At 65.6% G+C, this 18,665-nt stretch carries 15 protein-coding genes; all 15 read left to right on the forward strand.

Annotated features, from left to right (window positions below; all coding sequences use genetic code 11):
* Positions 1-1,972 (forward strand): phage tail protein (locus tag ATI53_RS20335; RefSeq protein WP_511224175.1); only part of this gene is annotated, 1,972 nt, incomplete at its 5' end.
* 9 nt (positions 1,973-1,981) lie between these two features.
* Positions 1,982-3,883, forward strand: a complete 1,902-nt coding sequence (locus ATI53_RS20340) for a hypothetical protein (protein ID WP_111551223.1) — start codon at positions 1,982-1,984, stop codon at positions 3,881-3,883.
* A gap of 30 nt (positions 3,884-3,913) precedes the next feature.
* On the forward strand, positions 3,914-4,444 hold the full coding sequence (locus ATI53_RS20345) for a hypothetical protein (RefSeq protein ID WP_111551224.1): 531 nt from the start codon (positions 3,914-3,916) through the stop codon (positions 4,442-4,444).
* 1 nt (position 4,445) lies between these two features.
* Entirely contained in the window at positions 4,446-4,763 is a 318-nt protein-coding gene (locus ATI53_RS20350; protein ID WP_111551225.1) for a hypothetical protein, read from the forward strand.
* 868 nt (positions 4,764-5,631) lie between these two features.
* Complete coding sequence (locus tag ATI53_RS20355; RefSeq protein WP_034453663.1) at positions 5,632-6,138, forward strand: division/cell wall cluster transcriptional repressor MraZ; 507 nt, start codon at positions 5,632-5,634, stop codon at positions 6,136-6,138.
* Complete coding sequence (rsmH, locus tag ATI53_RS20360) at positions 6,135-7,109, forward strand: 16S rRNA (cytosine(1402)-N(4))-methyltransferase RsmH (protein WP_009507204.1); 975 nt, start codon at positions 6,135-6,137, stop codon at positions 7,107-7,109. The genes ATI53_RS20355 and rsmH overlap by 4 nt, the downstream gene beginning before the upstream one ends.
* Positions 7,109-7,453, forward strand: a complete 345-nt coding sequence (ftsL, locus tag ATI53_RS20365; protein WP_009507203.1) for a cell division protein FtsL — start codon at positions 7,109-7,111, stop codon at positions 7,451-7,453. The genes rsmH and ftsL overlap by 1 nt, the downstream gene beginning before the upstream one ends.
* Positions 7,450-9,237, forward strand: coding sequence for a peptidoglycan D,D-transpeptidase FtsI family protein (locus ATI53_RS20370; RefSeq protein WP_111551226.1), 1,788 nt, complete (start codon positions 7,450-7,452; stop codon positions 9,235-9,237). Before ftsL ends, ATI53_RS20370 begins: the two co-directional genes overlap by 4 nt.
* 72 nt (positions 9,238-9,309) lie before the next feature.
* Positions 9,310-10,791, forward strand: coding sequence for a UDP-N-acetylmuramoyl-L-alanyl-D-glutamate--2,6-diaminopimelate ligase (locus ATI53_RS20375; RefSeq protein ID WP_009507201.1), 1,482 nt, complete (start codon positions 9,310-9,312; stop codon positions 10,789-10,791).
* Positions 10,788-12,221, forward strand: coding sequence for a UDP-N-acetylmuramoyl-tripeptide--D-alanyl-D-alanine ligase (locus ATI53_RS20380; RefSeq protein WP_111551227.1), 1,434 nt, complete (start codon positions 10,788-10,790; stop codon positions 12,219-12,221). Before ATI53_RS20375 ends, ATI53_RS20380 begins: the two co-directional genes overlap by 4 nt.
* A gap of 13 nt (positions 12,222-12,234) precedes the next feature.
* Positions 12,235-13,317, forward strand: coding sequence for a phospho-N-acetylmuramoyl-pentapeptide-transferase (gene mraY, locus ATI53_RS20385; RefSeq protein WP_009507199.1), 1,083 nt, complete (start codon positions 12,235-12,237; stop codon positions 13,315-13,317).
* 329 nt (positions 13,318-13,646) lie between these two features.
* Positions 13,647-15,050: a UDP-N-acetylmuramoyl-L-alanine--D-glutamate ligase gene (gene murD, locus ATI53_RS20390; RefSeq protein WP_111551228.1), complete on the forward strand. Its 1,404-nt coding sequence runs from the start codon at positions 13,647-13,649 to the stop codon at positions 15,048-15,050.
* 217 nt (positions 15,051-15,267) lie between these two features.
* On the forward strand, positions 15,268-17,937 hold the full coding sequence (gene alaS, locus ATI53_RS20395; RefSeq protein WP_111551229.1) for an alanine--tRNA ligase: 2,670 nt from the start codon (positions 15,268-15,270) through the stop codon (positions 17,935-17,937).
* Positions 17,938-17,941: 4 nt separating this feature from the next.
* On the forward strand, positions 17,942-18,226 hold the full coding sequence (locus tag ATI53_RS20400; RefSeq protein ID WP_009507195.1) for a DUF1330 domain-containing protein: 285 nt from the start codon (positions 17,942-17,944) through the stop codon (positions 18,224-18,226).
* A gap of 3 nt (positions 18,227-18,229) precedes the next feature.
* Complete coding sequence (locus tag ATI53_RS20405; protein ID WP_111551230.1) at positions 18,230-18,517, forward strand: DUF1330 domain-containing protein; 288 nt, start codon at positions 18,230-18,232, stop codon at positions 18,515-18,517.
* Positions 18,518-18,665 lie beyond the last annotated feature (148 nt).

Below are 18,665 nucleotides of genomic sequence, written 5' to 3' on the forward strand. Positions count from 1 at the left end.
TCATTCCAATGATTTGCGCCTCGGTGAAACGGCTCTTTCGCATGTGTCTGCTCCTTCAGAGTTGGCGCAGACTCTACATCACGGTGAGGGATTTCGCGGGGGGCAGGTCATGGCCACCATCGCCGCCGCCGGGCGGGCCACCCATTGCCGCCGCAACGGCCTGTGGGACGTCATCATCGACGAGCCGCAGGAACTGGTCGCGGGCCACGTCAACCTCGTCAACGCGCAGGAGCTGTCGACCACCCGCAGCTATGTGCAGCTGCCCGAGGGCTTCCGGGTGCCGTTCCTTGACGCCACCGCCGACTACCGCCCCGATGAATACATCGTGCCGCGCCCGGGGCACGAGGGGCCGATCAACCTCACCGAACTGCTGGAGATGCCCGGCAAGGTCTGGCCGGACGAGATCGCCCGCGAAGCCACCCGGCGGTTCTACGAGTTGATGCACCGCCCCGACATCCACCAGGCGCGCCTCGACCACGAGGCGCTGCCGCTGGAACAGGGCGACCTGGTGATGTTCTCGAACCCGATCCTGACCGAGATGCAGGATGCGGCCCGCGTGATGCGCGTCGAGGGCAACCTCGTGCTGCTGGACCGCGAGGTCGAGATGATCGCGGTGCAGTCCTACGCGATCCGCTTCATGGTCATTGGCGAACCCGACGAGAAGGGGCTGGTGGAGGCGACATCGGTGCTACGCGCGGTGCGCACGCAGCCGGGCCAGCGCCGACTTCTGCAGCTGCTGGGCGGCGGCGTGCAGCCGGAACAGGACAGCATCGTGCAGTTCGGCCCGGCCAGTGCCGACAGCTTTCCGGTGCGCGTCGTCGCGGCCGAGATGGGCGAGCAGTTCAGCACCGTCCTGCGCCTGGTGGCCGCCGCCCCCGAGATCGATGAGCTCACCGATGCCTTTGTCGCCCCGCCCTGGACCGGCCGGCGCGGCGATGATGTCGGTTTCGACAGCTTCGACCCCGAGCCGCCGCGCTTTGCGGGCGTCGCCAGCTCGATCAACCCGGCGCTGTCGGATCCCGGGGGGCTTGGCTCATATGTGGATGCCAACACCACCGCCCGCTGGCTGGTCGTTCGGCTGTCGCGCGTTCCGGGCGCGGCCTTCCTGACGCATTTCGTGCTGCATTGGCGGGTCGGCACCGGCGCCTGGACATCCCGCGACGTTCCGCTCGGGTCCGGCGTGGCCGAGATCGAGGGGTTCGAACTTGGCGACGTGGTCGCGCTTTACGCCGTGGCAGTGGGCTTTGGCGGTGCCATCAGCGATCCGGGGGCCTTGATCACCTATAGCGTCGGTGACGGCGATCTGGCACTGCCGTCCTCGCTGGATGCGGACGGCATGATCGCCGCTGGCGGGCTTGGCCATGCGGTGCTGACCATCCCGATCCCCGCCGGTGACACGCAGCAGGTGCAGATCTACCGGGTGCCGACGGGCGACACGCTTGATCGCGATCTGCACGCAGCGGGGGCGCCGGTGCCGGTTTCCGCAGGGATCACGTCCAGCATCGTCGATGGCGATGCCACCCGGCGGACCTTGGTCGATGCGCTGGAAACGGGCTCGGACTGGACGCCCGGCGCTGGCTGGACACTTTCGGGCGTGGCCGATCACGGCGCGGGCGCGGCCGGCGCGCTGGCCCATCCGATCACTGTCAGCGACGGCCAGAGCTTGCGCATCGCCTTCACCGTCTCGGGGCTGACGGGCGGCACGCTGACGCCGCAGCTGTCCGGCAGCGACACCGTCAGCGCCGCGGCCGTCACGGCGGACGGACGGCATTACGCCGAGCTGGCCGCCTCGGGCACCACCGCGTTCGAGCTGCTGGCCGATGCCAGCTTCGCCGGTCAGGTCAGCGACCTGTCGGTCTACATCCGCACCAACACCAGTGCGCCGCAGGGCGCCTGGGATTATTACGCCGAGCCCCGCGACGGCGATATCGTCGCCGCCATGGCCGGACCCATCCCCACACAAATCAGCTGAGGACACATCATGGCCACCGCAGAACGCACGATCGATCAGAGCACATCGCCCCTGATCGACGATCTGATCGGACATTACGATGAAACGCTGGTGCGCATCCCACGCACCGACTTCATGAACCTCATCGACAGCGCCTTCAAACCGGTGAGCGTGGGCGAGTTCCTGGCGTCCAGCCCGGCCCCGCGCGGCACCGGAGCATTGCACGTGGCGGGGGGCTATCCCTTCGTCGAGGTGTCCTCGGCCTCGACCGATTACGATGTCATGGTCGGTGGGCTGAAGCTGCAGCTGGTGCCGATGGGCGGCGAGATCCACGTCGAGGCGCTCGGCGTGGCGGGCGAGCTGATCCAGAACACGATCTCGGCCGGGTATGACGGCTCCGTGCTGCCGGACTACAGCGCCGAGGTGGCCGTCGCCGCGAACCGCGCCCGCGCGCTGCGCTGCCCGCTGGTGCTGCCGCGCGGCGTCATCCGGGTGGTCGACCCCGAGGTGCTGCTGCCGCGCGACTATGCCGGCAACGTCAACGGCTTCAAGATCCGGGGCCATTCGATGATGGGATCGGTGGTCTTCTACCAGCCGCCTTTGGGGCGCGAGACGGAGCCGATGATCTGGCTCGACAACAACCTGGTCGGGCTGGAGGGGCAGGACTGCCGCTTCATGACGCAGACGGCGGGGGCGGTGTTCATGCGCTCCTACGGGGCGGGGGTGAGCCAGCGCCACCGGTTCCAGCGCGTCGACTGGTCGGGCACCTGGGCCTATGGTGTCACGCTGGAGGTCGATCCGGACAACCCCTCCGCCGTGCCGGGCGGCACCGGGTCGGGCAACAACAACTCCGAGTACATCTTCGAGAACTGCGCCGCCGGGGTCTACAACAACCACTTCATCTTCCTCTACGGGAACAGTTCGGACCAGAACCTCAACTATCACTTCCGCAGCTGCGCGCTCTGGGGCTGGGTCACCTGGGCGTGGATGAACTACGGCGGACATGTCTATGTCGAGCAGGGCGACGCGTCGGGTTACGCGCCGAACGAGGAATGCTTCCTGTTCGTCACCCGCAACACCGGCCATGCCCAGGGCATCTGCTCGCTGCACATCGACGGGCTTCGGGTCGAGCACAAGTCGAACCACGCGCTGATCGCCGACATCTCCTGGGGCGACTACGGCTCGGTCTCTCTGAAGCGCATCGACGGATCGTCGCAGAGCTTCAAAAGCGAGCGCGTCCTGAACAACTCGGTGATCCGAATCGCAGCGGTGAACAACCCGTCGCCCCAAACCGTCATCGAGGGTTGCGATCTGATGGGCTATATCGACTTCCGCACTGCCTCGGCCACCTACGGGGGGATGCCTCGGGCCGTGGTCCGGGACACCACCTTCCGCGATTTCGAGTTCGTCGAGGATGCGATCCGCGTGACCCCCGCCAGCCACTCCAACTTCGGCGCAAACTGGTCGGTCGAGGTCGTGAACTGCCGCACGATAATCGACGAAGCCGACCGGATGTACCACCCGCGCCACGTGCCGTGGGATTGCAATCGTGGCTACCTGGCGCGCGCGGCGGGGGCGCCGCCGAAGATGCGCCAGCATTTCTGCCTGAACCAGTTCGGTTCGGCACCTGCCGCCGGGGACGATTTCAAGGTGGTGCTGCCGATCAATGCGTTGCTTCTCAAGGTCCACCTGGAGTGCAGCAACCGCGGCTCCAGTTCCTCGATCGTGCCGGAATACGAGATCCGCGACGCCGACGGCATCGTTCTCGGCACCATCAACTCGGGCGGCGCCACGCTCTCCGCCGGCTTCTGGACCGAGATCACCATTCAGAAGCGGCTGTCCACCAACAACAAGCGGATCCTCTCCGTGGTGCCGTCCGCCGGGACATCAGTTTCGGCGGGCGTCGGCCTGTGGTTGGAGTATCTCGCCTGAGGGGCGGCGGGGGTCACAAGGGATGCTCGAATGCCGACAAACCTCATCACGAACGGGACATTCGACACCGATGTCTCGGGCTGGAACCGGGGCATCCACGGCCTCATCACCTGGGAAGCGGGGCGGGCGCGGGTGAGCAAGAGCTCGTTGATCTACCCGGACGGAGCTTACGCGTCCTTTCCCACCGTGGCCGGGCGCACCTATCGCGCAACGCTCGATCTGTCACCCGTCTCGGGCGGGGCGCAGGTGCGGGTCGGAAACGGGACCACACCGGATGCGGGGATTCTGACGGCAGGGCCGTTCACCGCCGCGGCGGCTGTCGATGTCACCTTCACCGCGGTCGGACCGGCGTCCTACCTCTACATCCGGCTGCCGGACAGCGCGACGTCAGTGACGCTGATCGACGATGTGCGCGTCATCTGGACCGCCGAACCCGAGCCCGGCCCGGATCCGGATCCCGTGCCGGTCCTGGCGGGCCATGCCGGCCGGCTGGAAATCACCGGTCGCGCTGGCCGCACGACAGCCGCCACCAGCGCGCCGCGCATCCCTTTGGAGAGCTGACATGCCGACGAAACACGACATCCCCGACTATCGCCACGGCGAGACGCTCCAGCTCAGCGTCACGCTCTCGAACGATGGCGGGCCAGTTACCTCAGGCACGGTGGTGTTCCGCGCCGGACAGCGCGGACAGGCCGCCCTGGTCGAATTGCCTCTTACCCACGCCGGGAGCGGGCTATGGACGCTCGATGCGAACGCATCGGCGCTGGCGCCGCTCACCTCTGGGGCGGTGTTCGGTTACGAGATCTGGGAAACCGCGTCGGCGCGGGTGTTCCTGACGGGCGAATTGCGCGTGAACCGCAGCCTGTCGGTCCCCACATGAACCGGCCCTTGAACAGCCCTTTCAACAAAACAGCGTTGCTGCAAGTTTGGCTGTCAAACACTGCAAAGCAACGTGTCACGCCACACACGCTACAGTCACGCTACAACGGGACGCGCCACAATTGCCAGTGCATGCAGTCTATGGGAATTCATGGGACGCGCTGTGGGCATTCATGGGATTTGCGCGACGCGAGGGGGGCGTGAAGATCAATTTCAAGGAATCCGAAAGGGTCATGCCTGGCGAAAGCTTGGAATCGCCGTGATTCTGCGTCCCGGTCGTTCTTGCGCGCGGTCATTGGCGAAGATGCGGCTGTGTCAGGCGCACCGCACGGCCGAGAATCTGTGCCCACCGCCCGCAGTCCAAAACGTCCATTATAGCAACTGTTTTTTTCCGCAATTATTTTGACCGTGTCCGTATCACGACGGCGTGACTATATCTGGTGGCGTATGGGGGTCTCGTCACCATATGTCTGCGGGAAAAGGTTAACAAATCGTCTATATGTAGTTTTCCACAGCCCCTGTGGACAATATTCAGTAGGGGGGGCCGAAAAAACCCATTGCCTCCCATCAATTCCCATGCCATACCTTTAGCTACGATGAGAGGCGGAGCAGAGGGTCAAAAAGACCCCGTAACGCATTAAGATATAACAAAAAAAGAGCAGGTTCATACAGGCAGCCGTCGCTCATCGCAACACAAGAGATCCGGCGCGCGAGCGAGCAGACATCCCCCCAGGTGGCGCGCGCAGTCGGACAAAACCCGCAAGACGGGTCAAGGCGGCGGGTTGATCGGTGGCAGCAGATCAGCCCGCCGTATTCCGTTCAAGGGGTCGCATTCGGAAGGCCGCATTCAAGGGGCGTGAGTAGGGATATTGAGCCGCAGGTTAAGGTTCAGAGGCGAAAGTCGACACAAGGTCGACGGCAAGGGGCGGGTGTCTATTCCAGCCTCTTTCCGCCGTGTCCTTGAAACCGGCGATCCGGATTGGGTCACCGGGCTGAACCCCAACTTCGTCATGGTTTATGGCAATCCGTCCTATCCCTTTATCGAATGCTTCACGATCCAGGAAATCGAAAGCATCGAAGACCAGATCGAAGACATGGAATATGGCGACGAGCGCGACCAGCTCGAAGAAATCTATTCCGCCAAATCCCAGCTGGCCACCGTGGATGACACCGGGCGCATCGTGATTTCGGCCAAGCTGCGCGAGATGTTCGGAATTGGCGCCGAGGCTGCGATGGTTGCATCCCTGAATACGTTTCGCATCTGGGATGCGGATTTCTACGACACGCACAAAGAACAGCGCGACGCCGGGCGCACGGTCGAACTTCCCAGGAATCCCCTGCAATTGCTGCGCAAGAAAAAGGCGGATGTCGAATGACGGCCAGGGCGCCCCATATCCCCGTTCTGCTGCGCCCGCTGATCGACGCGGTGGCGCCGGTGTCGGGCACCTGGGTCGATGGTACCTTCGGCGCGGGCGGATATGCACGCGGCCTGCTGGATGCGGGCGCCGACAAGGTCATCGGCATCGATCGCGATCCGCTGGCGCACAAGATGGCGGCGGACTGGATCGGTGACTATGGCGGACGGCTGGTGCTGCACGAGGGCAACTTCGCCGATATGGACGAGGTGGCGCAGGGGGTCGACGGGGTCGTGCTCGACCTCGGGGTCAGCTCGATGCAGCTTGATATCGCCGAGCGCGGCTTTTCCTTTCAAAAGGACGGCCCGCTGGACATGCGCATGGAACAGGCCGGGGAAAGCGCCGCCGATCTGGTCAAGGATCTGGACGAAACGACGCTGGCCGACGTGCTTTATACATACGGCGAAGAGCGCGCCTCGCGACGGATCGCGCGGGCCATCGTCAGGGCGCGCGGCGAGGAACCGATCGAAACCACCGCACGGCTTTCGGCGATTGTCGAAGCCTGCCTGCCGCGCGCCAAGCCGGGCCAAAGTCACCCCGCGACGCGCAGCTTTCAGGCGTTGCGCATCGCGGTCAACGACGAATACGGGGCGCTGTGGCGCGGTTTGATGGCCGCCGAGCGGGCGCTGAAAGCCGGGGGCTGGCTGTGCGTCGTGACCTTCCATTCGGTCGAGGATCGCATGGTCAAGCGGTTCCTTCAGGCCCGGTCGGGGCGGATGGGGGCGGTCAGCCGTCATGCGCCGCTGCTGGAGGCCGAAGCGCCGCAATTCGTCACCGTGACCCGCAAGGCGGTCAGCGCGGATGATGACGAGCTGGCGCAAAACCCGCGGGCGCGCTCGGCCCGGTTGCGCATCGGTCGGCGGACCGACGCCGCGCCCGGTCCGGTGGATTCCAACATTCTGAACATGCCGCAGATCAAGGGGAAACGCTGATGCGGACCATGCTGTATGTGACCACATTTCTGGGGCTGATCGGGCTGGCCTTCTGGGCGTATCGGGAAAACTACGACACGCAGGCCGCGCTGGACGATGTCGAAGAGCTTCAGTACCGGATCGGCGACGCGCGCGCGCGGCTGTCGATCCTCAGGGCGGAATGGGCGTATCTCAACCGCCCGGACCGTCTGCGCGAACTGGCGCTGCTGAATTTTCCCAAGCTTGAGCTTTTGCCAATGCGGGCCGAACAGTTCGGTCGCGTGGATCAGGTGTCGTATCCGGTGACCAACCCGTTGGTGGTGTCCGATCCCGTCGATGTGACCAGCGCGGGGGCAGGGCAATGACACGCACGCCGCTGCGCCCGCTGGCGCGTATCCTTCCGGCCCGCGAAAAGGGCGAAAACCCCGACGCGATCGAACGCGAGAACCTGCGCATCCGGCATGAACAGATGCGCGACCGCTCGCGCCTGCGCGCCGAAAGCCGTCTGGCGGTGCTGGGGCTGATGTTCTTCTGCGCTTTTGTGGTGATCGGCGCGCGCATGGGCCTGTTGTCCGCGACCGAGCCGACCGAACCGCGCGCCTATGCGTCGGGCGCGTCGATCATCGCCAGCCGGGCCGATATCGTCGACCGGCAGGGGCGTATTCTTGCGACCAACATGGAAACCCATTCGCTTTATGCCCACCCCCGGCAGATGGTCGACCCCGAGCGTGCGGCGCAGGAACTTGCCCGGATCTTTCCCGATCTGGATGGCGCGGTATTGGCACGGCGGTTTTCCGACAAGAAAAGCAAATTCCGCTGGGTGAAGAAGAAAATCAGCCCCGAGCAGATGCAGGCGGTGCATGACATCGGCGAACCGGGCCTGTTGTTCGGCCCGCGCGAAATGCGGCTTTATCCCAATGGCGCGCTGGCGTCGCATGTGATGGGCGGCGCCAGTTTCGGGCGCGAAGGCGTGCATGCAGCCGAGGTCATCGGCACCGCCGGTATCGAAAAATTTTATGACGCGCAATTGCGCGACCCGGCCCGCGGGGGGGCTCCGCTGGAACTTTCGCTGGACCTGGGGATTCAGGCTGCGGTCGAGCGGGTGCTGTATTCGGGCATGAAGCTGATGAACGCCAAGGGCGCGGCGGCGGTGCTGATGGATGTGCACACCGGCGAGGTAATCTCGATCGCGTCGCTGCCCGATTTCGACCCCAACGACCGGCCCAATCCGCCGACCAGCGGGTCGCCTTCGGACAGTCCGCTGTTCAACCGCGCGGTGCAGGGGGTGTACGAGCTTGGCTCGACCTTCAAGATCTTTGCCGCCGCGCAGGCGATGGAACTGGGGCTGGTGACGCCGCAGACGATGATCGACACCCGCCCGCCGTTCAAGGTCGGCGGCTTTCGCATCGGCGAATTCGAAGGGCATAACTACGGCGAAATCCCCGTCGAGCAGATCATCATCAAAAGTTCGAACCGGGGCACCGGCAAGCTGGCGCTGGCCATCGGACCGGAACGGCAGCAATCCTTTCTGGAATCGCTTGGCTTTTTCAAGGCGACAGGGCTTGAGATCGTCGAAGCGGCGGGCGGCAAGCCCCTGCTGCCTCAGCGGTGGGGAGAATTGTCCACGGTCACCATTTCCTATGGGCACGGGCTGTCGTCATCGCCGCTGCATCTTGCGGCGGGATATTCGACCATTGCAAATGGCGGCCATGTGGTGACGCCGACGCTGCTCAAGCAGCAGGGGCCGCGCCTTGGCAACCGGGTGTTGTCCGAACGCGTGGCGCAGGACGCGCGCATCATGCTGCGCAAGGTGGTCAGCGAGGGCACGGCCAGCTTTGGCGACGTGCCGGGCTATGACGTTGGTGGCAAGACCGGCACGGCGGACAAGCCCAGGGAAAACGGCGGCGGCTATTACAAAGACAAGACCATCACCACATTCGCGTCGATGTTCCCCGCCGAGGCGCCGGAATATGTGCTGATCGTGACGCTGGACGAGCCTGTGGAAACCTCGGGCGACAAGCCGCGCCGCACGGCGGGCTGGACGGCGGTTCCGATCGGCGCCGAGATCATCGGCCGGGTCGCGCCGCTTCTGGGGTTGCGTCCTGATTACGATACGGGCGAGATGCAGGCGACACTGGTGCGCAACTGACGCCCTTCGGGGCAGTCTTGGCACGGGACCGGATGCGCATCGGACACGCTTTGCAAGGATGAAAGGGCTGTCATGGCGGGGGAAAAGACACTCTCAGACCTTGGGCTGACGGCGCGGGGCGGGCGCGAGGCACGCATTTCGGGCATCTCGCTGGACAGCCGGGCGGTGATGCCGGGGCATCTGTTCGCGGCGATGCCCGGCACGCGGGTGCATGGCGCGACCTACGCGGAAACCGCGCTGGCGCAGGGCGCGAGCGCTATCCTGACCGATGCGGCCGGGGCACGGATCGTCGAGGAAACGCTCAGGGGCAGCGATGTCGCGCTGGTGATCGCGGCCGAACCGAAATCCGCGCTGGCCTATGCCTGCGCGCTGTTTTTCGGGGCCCAACCCCAGGTGATGGTGGCGGTAACCGGCACCAACGGCAAGACCTCGGTCGCCAGCTTCGTGCGCCGGATCTGGCAGGAACTGGGGCTTCCGGCCATCAACGTCGGCACCACCGGCGTCGAAGGCGACTGGTCCGCCCCTTTGCGCCATACAACGCCGGACCCGGTGACCCTGCACAAGGCGCTGGCGGATGCTGCCGTCGCGGGCATCGACCACGGCGCCATGGAGGCGTCCAGCCACGGGCTGGACCAGCGCCGCCTTGACGGGGTGCAACTTCTGGCGGCGGGGTTCACCAACTTCAGCCAGGATCATCTGGACTACCACGCGGATTTCGAAGATTATTTCGCCGCCAAGGCCGGGCTGTTTTCCCGCGTCCTGCCCGAGGACGGCACGGCGGTCATCAACATCGACGACGCGCGCGGCATCGACATGCTTGCCATCGCGCGGGCCCGCGGGCAGGAAGTCATCACCGTGGGCGAAAGCCAGGGCGCCGAACTGCGCCTGCTGGGCCAGCGGTTCGACGCGACGGGGCAGGAACTGCGCCTGTCCTGGCACGGCGTTGTCGAACAATGTCGGCTGCCGCTGATCGGCGGATTTCAGGGTTGGAACGCGCTTCTGGCGGCGGGGCTGGTGATCGCCTGCGGGGCCGAGGGCGAGGACGTGTTTCGCGCCCTGCCACGGCTTGAAACGGTGCGTGGACGAATGCAACTGGCCGCGACGCGCGTCAACGGCGCGGCGGTCTATGTCGATTTCGCCCATACGCCCGACGCGATCGCCATCGCGTTGGCCGCGTTGCGCCCGCATGTCATGGGCCGTCTGATCGCGGTGATCGGCGCGGGCGGGGACCGCGACGCGGGCAAGCGCCCCTTGATGGGAGCCGCAGCGTTGCAGCATGCGGATGCGGTCATCGTCACCGACGACAACCCGCGCGGCGAAGATCCCGCCGCCATTCGCGCCCAGGTGCTGGAAGGCGCCCCCGGCGCGCTGGAAATCGGCGATCGCGCCGAGGCAATCCTGCGCGGCGTCGACATGCTGGAACCCGGCGATGCGCTGCTGTTGTGCGGCAAGGGCCACGAGACGGGGCAGATCGTTGGCGACACCGTCTATCCGTTCGATGACGTGGAACAGGCCAGCGTGGCGGTGGCGGCGCTGGACGGGAGGGGCCTGTGACGCTGTGGACCGCAACCGAGGCCGCGGCGGCGACCGGTGGCCAGGTGTTTTCCGACTGGCGGGCGGGCGGCGTCTCCATCGACACCCGCTCGCTCGCGGCGGGGGATCTGTTCGTTGCGCTCACGGCGGCGCGCGACGGACATGATTTCGTGGCGCAGGCGTTGAAAAACGGCGCGGCGGCGGCACTGGTCAGCCGCATTCCCGACGGCGTCGCCCCGGACCGGCTGCTGCTGGTCGGCGATGTGCAGACGGGACTGGAGGCGCTGGGTCGCGCGGCGCGCGCGCGCACTCGCGCCAGGGTCGTCGGCGTGACAGGGTCGGTGGGCAAGACCTCGTCCAAGGAAATGCTGCGCACTGTGCTTGGGGCGCAGGGCCGCGTTCATGCGGCGGAAAAAAGCTACAACAACCATTGGGGTGTGCCGCTGACGCTGGCGCGGATGCCTGCCGATGTCGATTTCGCGGTGATCGAGATCGGCATGAACCACCCCGGCGAAATCGCGCCGCTGTCGCGCCTGGCCCGCCCGCATGTGGCGCTGATCACCATCGTGGCGCCGGCGCATCTGGCCGCATTCGACGGGCTGGACGGCATCGCACGCGAAAAGGCGGCAATCTTTGACGGGCTGGAACCGGGTGGTACGGCGGTGGTGAACGGAGACCTGCCGGTCACGCCCATCCTGCTGGACGCCGCTCGCGCGAAGGGCGCCCGGATCATCACCTTTGGCGAGGCGCCTCATAACCATCACCGCGCGACAGACGTGACGATCTGCGACACCACCACCGTGGTGCAGGGGCGGGCGTGGCGTTCGCCGCTGCTGTACAAGGTGGCGGTGCCGGGGCGGCATTACGCCGTGAACGGTCTGGGCGTGCTTGCCGTGGCCCATGCGCTTGGGTGCGACCGCGCGCTCAGCGCAGCAGCACTTGGGCGCTGGCATCCGGGCGAGGGGCGGGGTCTGCGCGAAAAGCTGTACCTTGATCCGGTCGAAACGCAGAATTCTCTGGAACTGATTGATGACGCGTATAACGCGAACCCCGCCTCGCTTGGGGCCTCGCTAGAGGTTCTGGCAGGCGCGCATCCGCGCAACGACGTGGGGCGCCACAAGCGGGGGCGACGCATCGCCTATATCGGCGATATGAAGGAACTGGGCGCGGATGAAATCGCCCTGCACCGCGCGCTGGCAGACCTGCCCGCGATGGACAAGATCGACATCGTCCACTGCGTCGGCCCGCTGATGCGCGAGCTGTGGCGCGCGCTGCCCGAGCTCAAGCGCGGCCACTGGACCGCAACCAGCGACGCAATGGCGCAACGCGTGCGCCACGATCTGGACGCCGGCGATGTCGTGCTGGTGAAGGGGTCGCTGTCGATGCGGCTCGCACGCGTGGTTGACGCGATCCGGCGGATGGGCGTATCCCCCGCGGGCGGAAACGGCTGAGAAGGACCCGAGCATGCTCTATTGGCTGACCGATCTCAGCGACGGCGGAGATTTCTTCAACCTCTTTCGTTATATCACGTTCCGGGCCGGGGGCGCGTTCCTGACGGCGCTGATCTTCGGTTTCATCTTCGGCATCCCGTTGATCAATGTGCTGCGCAAGCGGCAGGGCAAGGGACAACCGATCCGCGCGGACGGCCCCGAAGGCCATTTCGTCAAGGCCGGCACCCCGACCATGGGCGGGTTGCTGATTGTGGGCGCGCTGATGACATCTACGCTGCTCTGGGCGCGGCTGGACAATCCCTTCGTTTGGATGGTGCTGTTCGTGACCATGAGCTACGCCGCCATCGGATTCGCCGATGACTACGCCAAGGTTTCGAAACAGAATACCGACGGTGTGTCGGGCAAGTTGCGGCTTTTGCTCGGGTTTCTCATCGCGGCCATCGCCGGTGGCTGGGCGGCCTGGTTCCACCCTGACGATCTGACGGGGATGCTGGCCTTCCCGGTGCTCAAGGATGCGTTGCTGAACCTCGGAATCTTCTTCGTGCCGTTTTCGATGATCGTGATCGTCGGCGCCGCCAACGCCGTGAACCTGACCGATGGGCTGGACGGGCTGGCGATCATGCCCGTTATGATCGCGGGCGGCACGCTGGGCATCATCGCTTACGCGGTAGGGCGCGTGGATTTCACCGAATATCTCGAAGTCCACTATGTGCCCGGAACGGGCGAGATCCTGATCTTTTCGGCCGCGCTGATCGGTGGAGGCCTGGGCTTTCTGTGGTACAACGCGCCGCCCGCCGCGGTGTTCATGGGCGACACGGGCAGCCTTGCCCTCGGAGGTGCCCTGGGGGCCATTGCCGTCGCCACCAAACACGAGATCGTGCTGGCCATCGTCGGCGGGCTGTTCGTGGTCGAAGCGCTTTCGGTGATCATCCAGGTGCTGTATTTCAAGCGAACGGGCAAGCGGGTGTTCCTGATGGCCCCGATCCACCACCATTACGAGAAAAAGGGCTGGGCCGAGCCGCAGATCGTGATCCGGTTCTGGATCATTTCGCTGATCCTTGCGCTGATCGGCCTTGCAACCCTGAAACTGCGCTGAGCCCTCTCGCCTGATCCGGCGGAGCGGCCTTGCGGCCGCGCAGGTTTAGCCGCCCGCCGGGGCGGGCGCCGCGCCCGTGGCCGATGTGACGCCTGTTTCGTACGTTTGCGCGTGTTGCAGTTGGACCAAAGCCTCCGGCGGGAGTTTATCCGGCAAGATGAAGGTGGGGCGCCCGGTGCTTCATCTTTCCGGGTAAACTCCGGGGGGCCGCAGGCGGGGGCAGCGCCCCCTCTGGGCCGGTCTCCTTCTGGCAGGCGTGGGGTGGGTGTGCTCTGGCTTCCGGACGGGGGCTGCGTTAGCCCTTGATCGATACTATCAGGAGATGGCGCATGATTCCGGTACGCGGGTTCGAAGGCAGGGTTGTGGCGGTTCTCGGGCTTGGGCGGTCGGGGCTTTCGGCGGCGCGCGGTTTGCGGGAAGGCGGTGCCGATGTGCTGTGCTGGGACGACAATCCGGCGACGCGGGCGGCAGCTATCGCGGAGGGGTTCGAATCTCGCGATCTTGCGCAGTCGGGAGGGTTCGACGGTGTCGACTGGCTGGTGGTCAGTCCCGGCATCGCGCATCTGTATCCGGTCGCGAATCCGGCGGTTGCCGCGGCATGGGAGGCGGGCGTGCCCGTCGACAACGACATCGGCTTGTTCTTCCGTTCGTTGGGATCGGGTGCGTGGGATGAGTATGACCAGCCCCCGAAGGTGGTGGCGGTCACCGGATCGAACGGCAAGTCCACGACCTCGGCGTTGATTCATCACATCCTGACCGAGGCCGGGCGTGAAAGCCAGCTTGCGGGCAACATCGGGCGCGGGGTGCTGGACATCGACCCTCCGGGCGATGGCGGTGTGGTGGTGCTGGAGCTGTCTTCGTACCAGACCGATCTTGCGCGGGCGCTGACGCCCGATCTGGCGGTGTTCACCAACCTTTCGCCCGATCACCTGGACCGCCATGGCGGCATGGGGGGGTATTTTGCCGCCAAGCGCAGGCTGTTTGCCGAGGGCGCACCGGATCGCTGCATCGTGGGAGTGGATGAGCCCGAGGGTCGGTTTCTCGCGAACCAGTTGATGGAGGCCAGGGAAGATGCGCGCGTCATCCGCGTATCGTCGGGCACCAGGCTCGGCGGGCCGGGGTGGGATGTGTTTGCGCGCAAGGGGTTTCTGAGCGAAACCCGCAAGGGGCGTCAGGTGGCCTCGATCGACCTGCGTTCGGTGCGTGGTCTGCCCGGCGCGCACAATCATCAGAACGCCTGTGCCGCCTACGCCACCGCGCGGGCGCTGATGCTGCCGCCGAAGGTGATCGAGGCGGCGCTGCACAGTTTCGAAGGTCTGCCGCATCGCAGCCAGATCGTCGCCGAAGTGGGCGGTGTACGTTATGTCAATGACAGCAAGGCGACCAACGTCGATGCCACGCTCAAGGCATTGCAGGCATTTCCGCGCATTCGCTGGGTTTGCGGCGGGTTGATGAAGGACGGCGGGCTGGGCGGGCTTGCCGCCGGTTTGCCGAACGTGGTGAAGGCCTATGTCATCGGGCGGGAGGCCGCGACGTTCGCGCTGGGTCTGCCGGGGGTCGATGCGCAGGTCTGCACCGACATGGCGACTGCTGTGGCCCATGCCAGCGCCGAGGCGCGGGACGGCGAGGTGGTGTTGCTGGCGCCTGCCGCCGCCAGTTTCGACCAGTACGACAATTTTGAACAGCGTGGCACTGATTTCGCGTCCTGTGTGCGCGCGGCGCTGGATATGTAGATCGCACCAGCCTTAGCCACCAGGTGAATTCATGTCGTGAGAATGCCGGGCTCGAACCGGGGCACTGGCGCGCGGGCGGGCGATCCGTGGCGAGAGAATTTGCATCCGTAAAGCCTTCTTTGGCGCGACGGCTTTTGCGCGCGGGGCGATGGACAGACGGCGGGCATGGCGATACACCCGTTCGAAACCTGAAAATGCCAGCCTGCCAAGGACGATCATGACGAGCCTGAACGACATCCGCTCTACCTTTCTGGGCTATTTCGAAAAGCAGGGCCATCGGGTCGTGCCCTCCAGCCCGCTTGTGCCGCGCAACGACCCCACGCTGATGTTCGCCAACAGCGGCATGGTGCAGTTCAAGAACCTGTTCACCGGGGTCGAGACGCGCGATTACAAGCGCGCCACCACGGCGCAGAAATGCGTGCGCGCCGGGGGCAAGCACAACGATCTCGACAACGTCGGCTATACCGCGCGCCATCATACGTTCTTTGAAATGATGGGCAATTTCTCGTTCGGGGACTATTTCAAGACCGAGGCGATCCCGTTCGCCTGGAACCTTGTGACCCGCGAGCTGGGCATCGACCCCAAGCGTCTTTTGGTGACGGTCTATCACACTGATGACGAGGCCGCGCGGATCTGGAAAAGCGTCGGCGTGCCGGATGACCGGATCATCCGAATCGCCACGAATGACAATTTCTGGATGATGGGGCCCACGGGCCCGTGCGGGCCGTGTACGGAAATCTTTTTCGACCATGGCGACAGGTACTGGGGCGGACCTCCGGGATCGCCCGAGGAAGACGGCGACCGCTTCGTCGAGATCTGGAACCTTGTCTTCATGCAGAACGAGCAGTTCGAAGACGGCTCGATGCGGGCGCTCGACATGCAGTCGATCGACACCGGCATGGGCATCGAACGGGTCGCGGCGCTGCTGCAAGGCACCAATGACAACTACGGCACCGACCTGATCCGCGCGCTGATCGAGGCATCGGCCGATGCCACGTCTTCCGATCCCGACGGACCGGGCAAGACCCACCACCGGGTGATCGCCGATCACCTGCGGTCGACCTCGTTCCTGATTGCCGACGGGGTGATGCCCAGCAACGATGGGCGCGGCTACGTTCTGCGCCGCATCATGCGCCGCGCGATGCGCCATGCGCACATGCTGGGATCGAAAGATCCGGTCATGCACCGGCTGGTGCCGGCGCTGGTGCGCCAGATGGGCGCCGCATACCCCGAACTGCACCGCGCCCAGGCGTTGATCGAAGAGACGCTGAAGCTGGAGGAAACCCGGTTCAAGACGACGCTGGATCGCGGGTTGAAGCTGCTGGATGACGAACTGGTGCGCCTGCCTGATGGGGCCGCGTTGCCGGGCGAGACGGCGTTCAAACTGTACGATACATACGGTTTTCCGCTGGACCTCACACAGGATGTGCTGCGCGAGCGGCAGCGCACTGTGGAAACCGCCGGGTTCGACAGCGCCATGGCCGAGCAAAAGGCCAAGGCGCGCGCCGCTTGGTCGGGGTCGGGCGAATCCGCCGATCTGGCGATCTGGTACGAGCTTGCCGATCAGCACGGCGCCACCGATTTCCTGGGCTACGACACCGAAACCGCCGAAGGCCAGATGCTGGCGCTGATCAAGGACGGCGCGTCGGTCGACGCGCTTGAGGCCGGGGAAAGCGGCTGGATCGTGATGAACCAGACGCCGTTTTACGGGGAAAGCGGCGGGCAGGTGGGCGACACCGGCTGGCTGCGCCGTCTGGACGATGAACATGATCTGGCCGAGGTCACGGACACGCAAAAAATGGGCGGGGGCAAGGTGTTCGCCCATGCGGTTTGCGTCAAGCGGGGCCGGTTCGCCAGGGGAGAAGCGGTTGCGCAAGAGGTCGATCACAGCCGCCGTGGCAAGATCCGTGCCAACCATTCCGCCACCCATCTGCTGCACGAGGCGCTGCGCCGGGCGCTCGGGAATCACGTCGCACAGCGCGGGTCGCTGAATGCGCCCGACCGGCTGCGGTTCGATTTCAGCCATGCCAAGGCGCTGACCCCGGCGGAAATCGCGCAGGTCGAGGCCGAGGTCAACGACTACATCCGTCAGAACAGCCCCGTCGATACCCGTATCATGACCCCCGACGATGCCCGCTCCATCGGCGCGCAGGCGCTGTTCGGCGAGAAATACGGCGACGAGGTGCGTGTGGTGTCCATGGGCACGCTTTCGGGGTCGGGCAAGGGGGCCGACGGCAAGACCTATTCGCTGGAACTGTGCGGCGGCACCCATGTGCGCCAGACGGGGGATATCGGCACCTTTGCGCTGACCTCGGAATCGGCATCCTCGGCCGGCGTGCGCCGGATCGAGGCGCTGACCGGGCAGGCCGCGATGGATGAACTGCGGGGGCGCGATCACGCGCTGTCGCGGATCGAGGGGCTGCTCAAGGCGAACGGCGCCGAGGCGGTGAGCCGTGTCGCGGCGCTTCTGGACGAACGGCGCAAGCTGGACAACGAGGTGGCGCAGCTGCGTCGCGATCTGGCCATGTCCGGCGGTCCGGGCGAGGGGCCGCAAACGCGCGAAATCAACGGCGTGTCCTTTGTTGCGCAGGTGCTGACGGGCGTGCAGGGCAAGGACCTGCCGCCGCTGGTCGATGACCACAAGGCGCGGCTTGGTTCGGGGGCCGTGCTGCTGATCGCCGACACCGGCGGCAAGGTCGCCGTGGCAGCCGGGGTAACGGCGGATATGACCGACAGGGTCTCGGCGGTGGACATCGTCAAGGCAGCCGTCGCGGCGCTGGGCGGCAAGGGCGGCGGCGGGCGCCCCGACATGGCGCAGGGCGGGGCGAAAGACGCCGACAGGGCGGATGACGCCATCGAGGCGGCCGAAGCCGTGTTGGGGGGCTGATCCGATGCCCGCCTATATCATTGCCCGCATCGACGTGACCGACCCCGAAGATTACGCCGCTTACGCCCGCCAGACCGTGGCGCTGGCCGAATCCTTCGGCGGGCGGTTTCTGGTCAAGGGCGGCGCACAGACCGTGGTCGAAGGCGACGCGTCCGCGCGTCAGGTGGTGGTGGAATTTCCCGATGTGGAAACCGCGCGTGCCTGGTACGACAGCCCCGGATATCAGGCGATCCTGCCCATCGCCCTGCGCGCGTCAAAGCGCGATCTTGTCATCGTCGAAGGAGCCTGACCCATGCCCGCCCTCTGGATCGCCCATGTCACCGTCACAGACGAGGCGGCGTACAGCAAATACGCCGCGCTTGCCGGGCCTGCCATTGCCGGGCACGGTGGCCAGTTCATCGCCCGCGCCGGGCGCTATGTGCAACTGGAAGGCAAGGACCGCCCGCGCAATGTGGTGGCGAAATTCGACACCGTCGAGGCCGCCGAGGCCTGCTATCATTCGCCCGAGTACCAGGAGGCGCTTGGCTACGCCCGCGGCGCATCGGAACGTGAGTTGCTGATCGTCGAAACGACCGAATAACCTAGCTGTTTAGTCCCAGCGTGTGATGGTCTACTTATCTGTGACCATGGGAAGGACGCACTATGGGACAAATTCTTCACGGCAGCGCCACGCACTGTTACCCGGCAGGCGATTTGCAAGGCAAATCTGCCGAGAGGGCACGCACGCG

It is taken from the genome of Salipiger aestuarii (assembly GCF_003259905.1).
GTDB lineage: Bacteria > Pseudomonadota > Alphaproteobacteria > Rhodobacterales > Rhodobacteraceae > Salipiger > Salipiger aestuarii.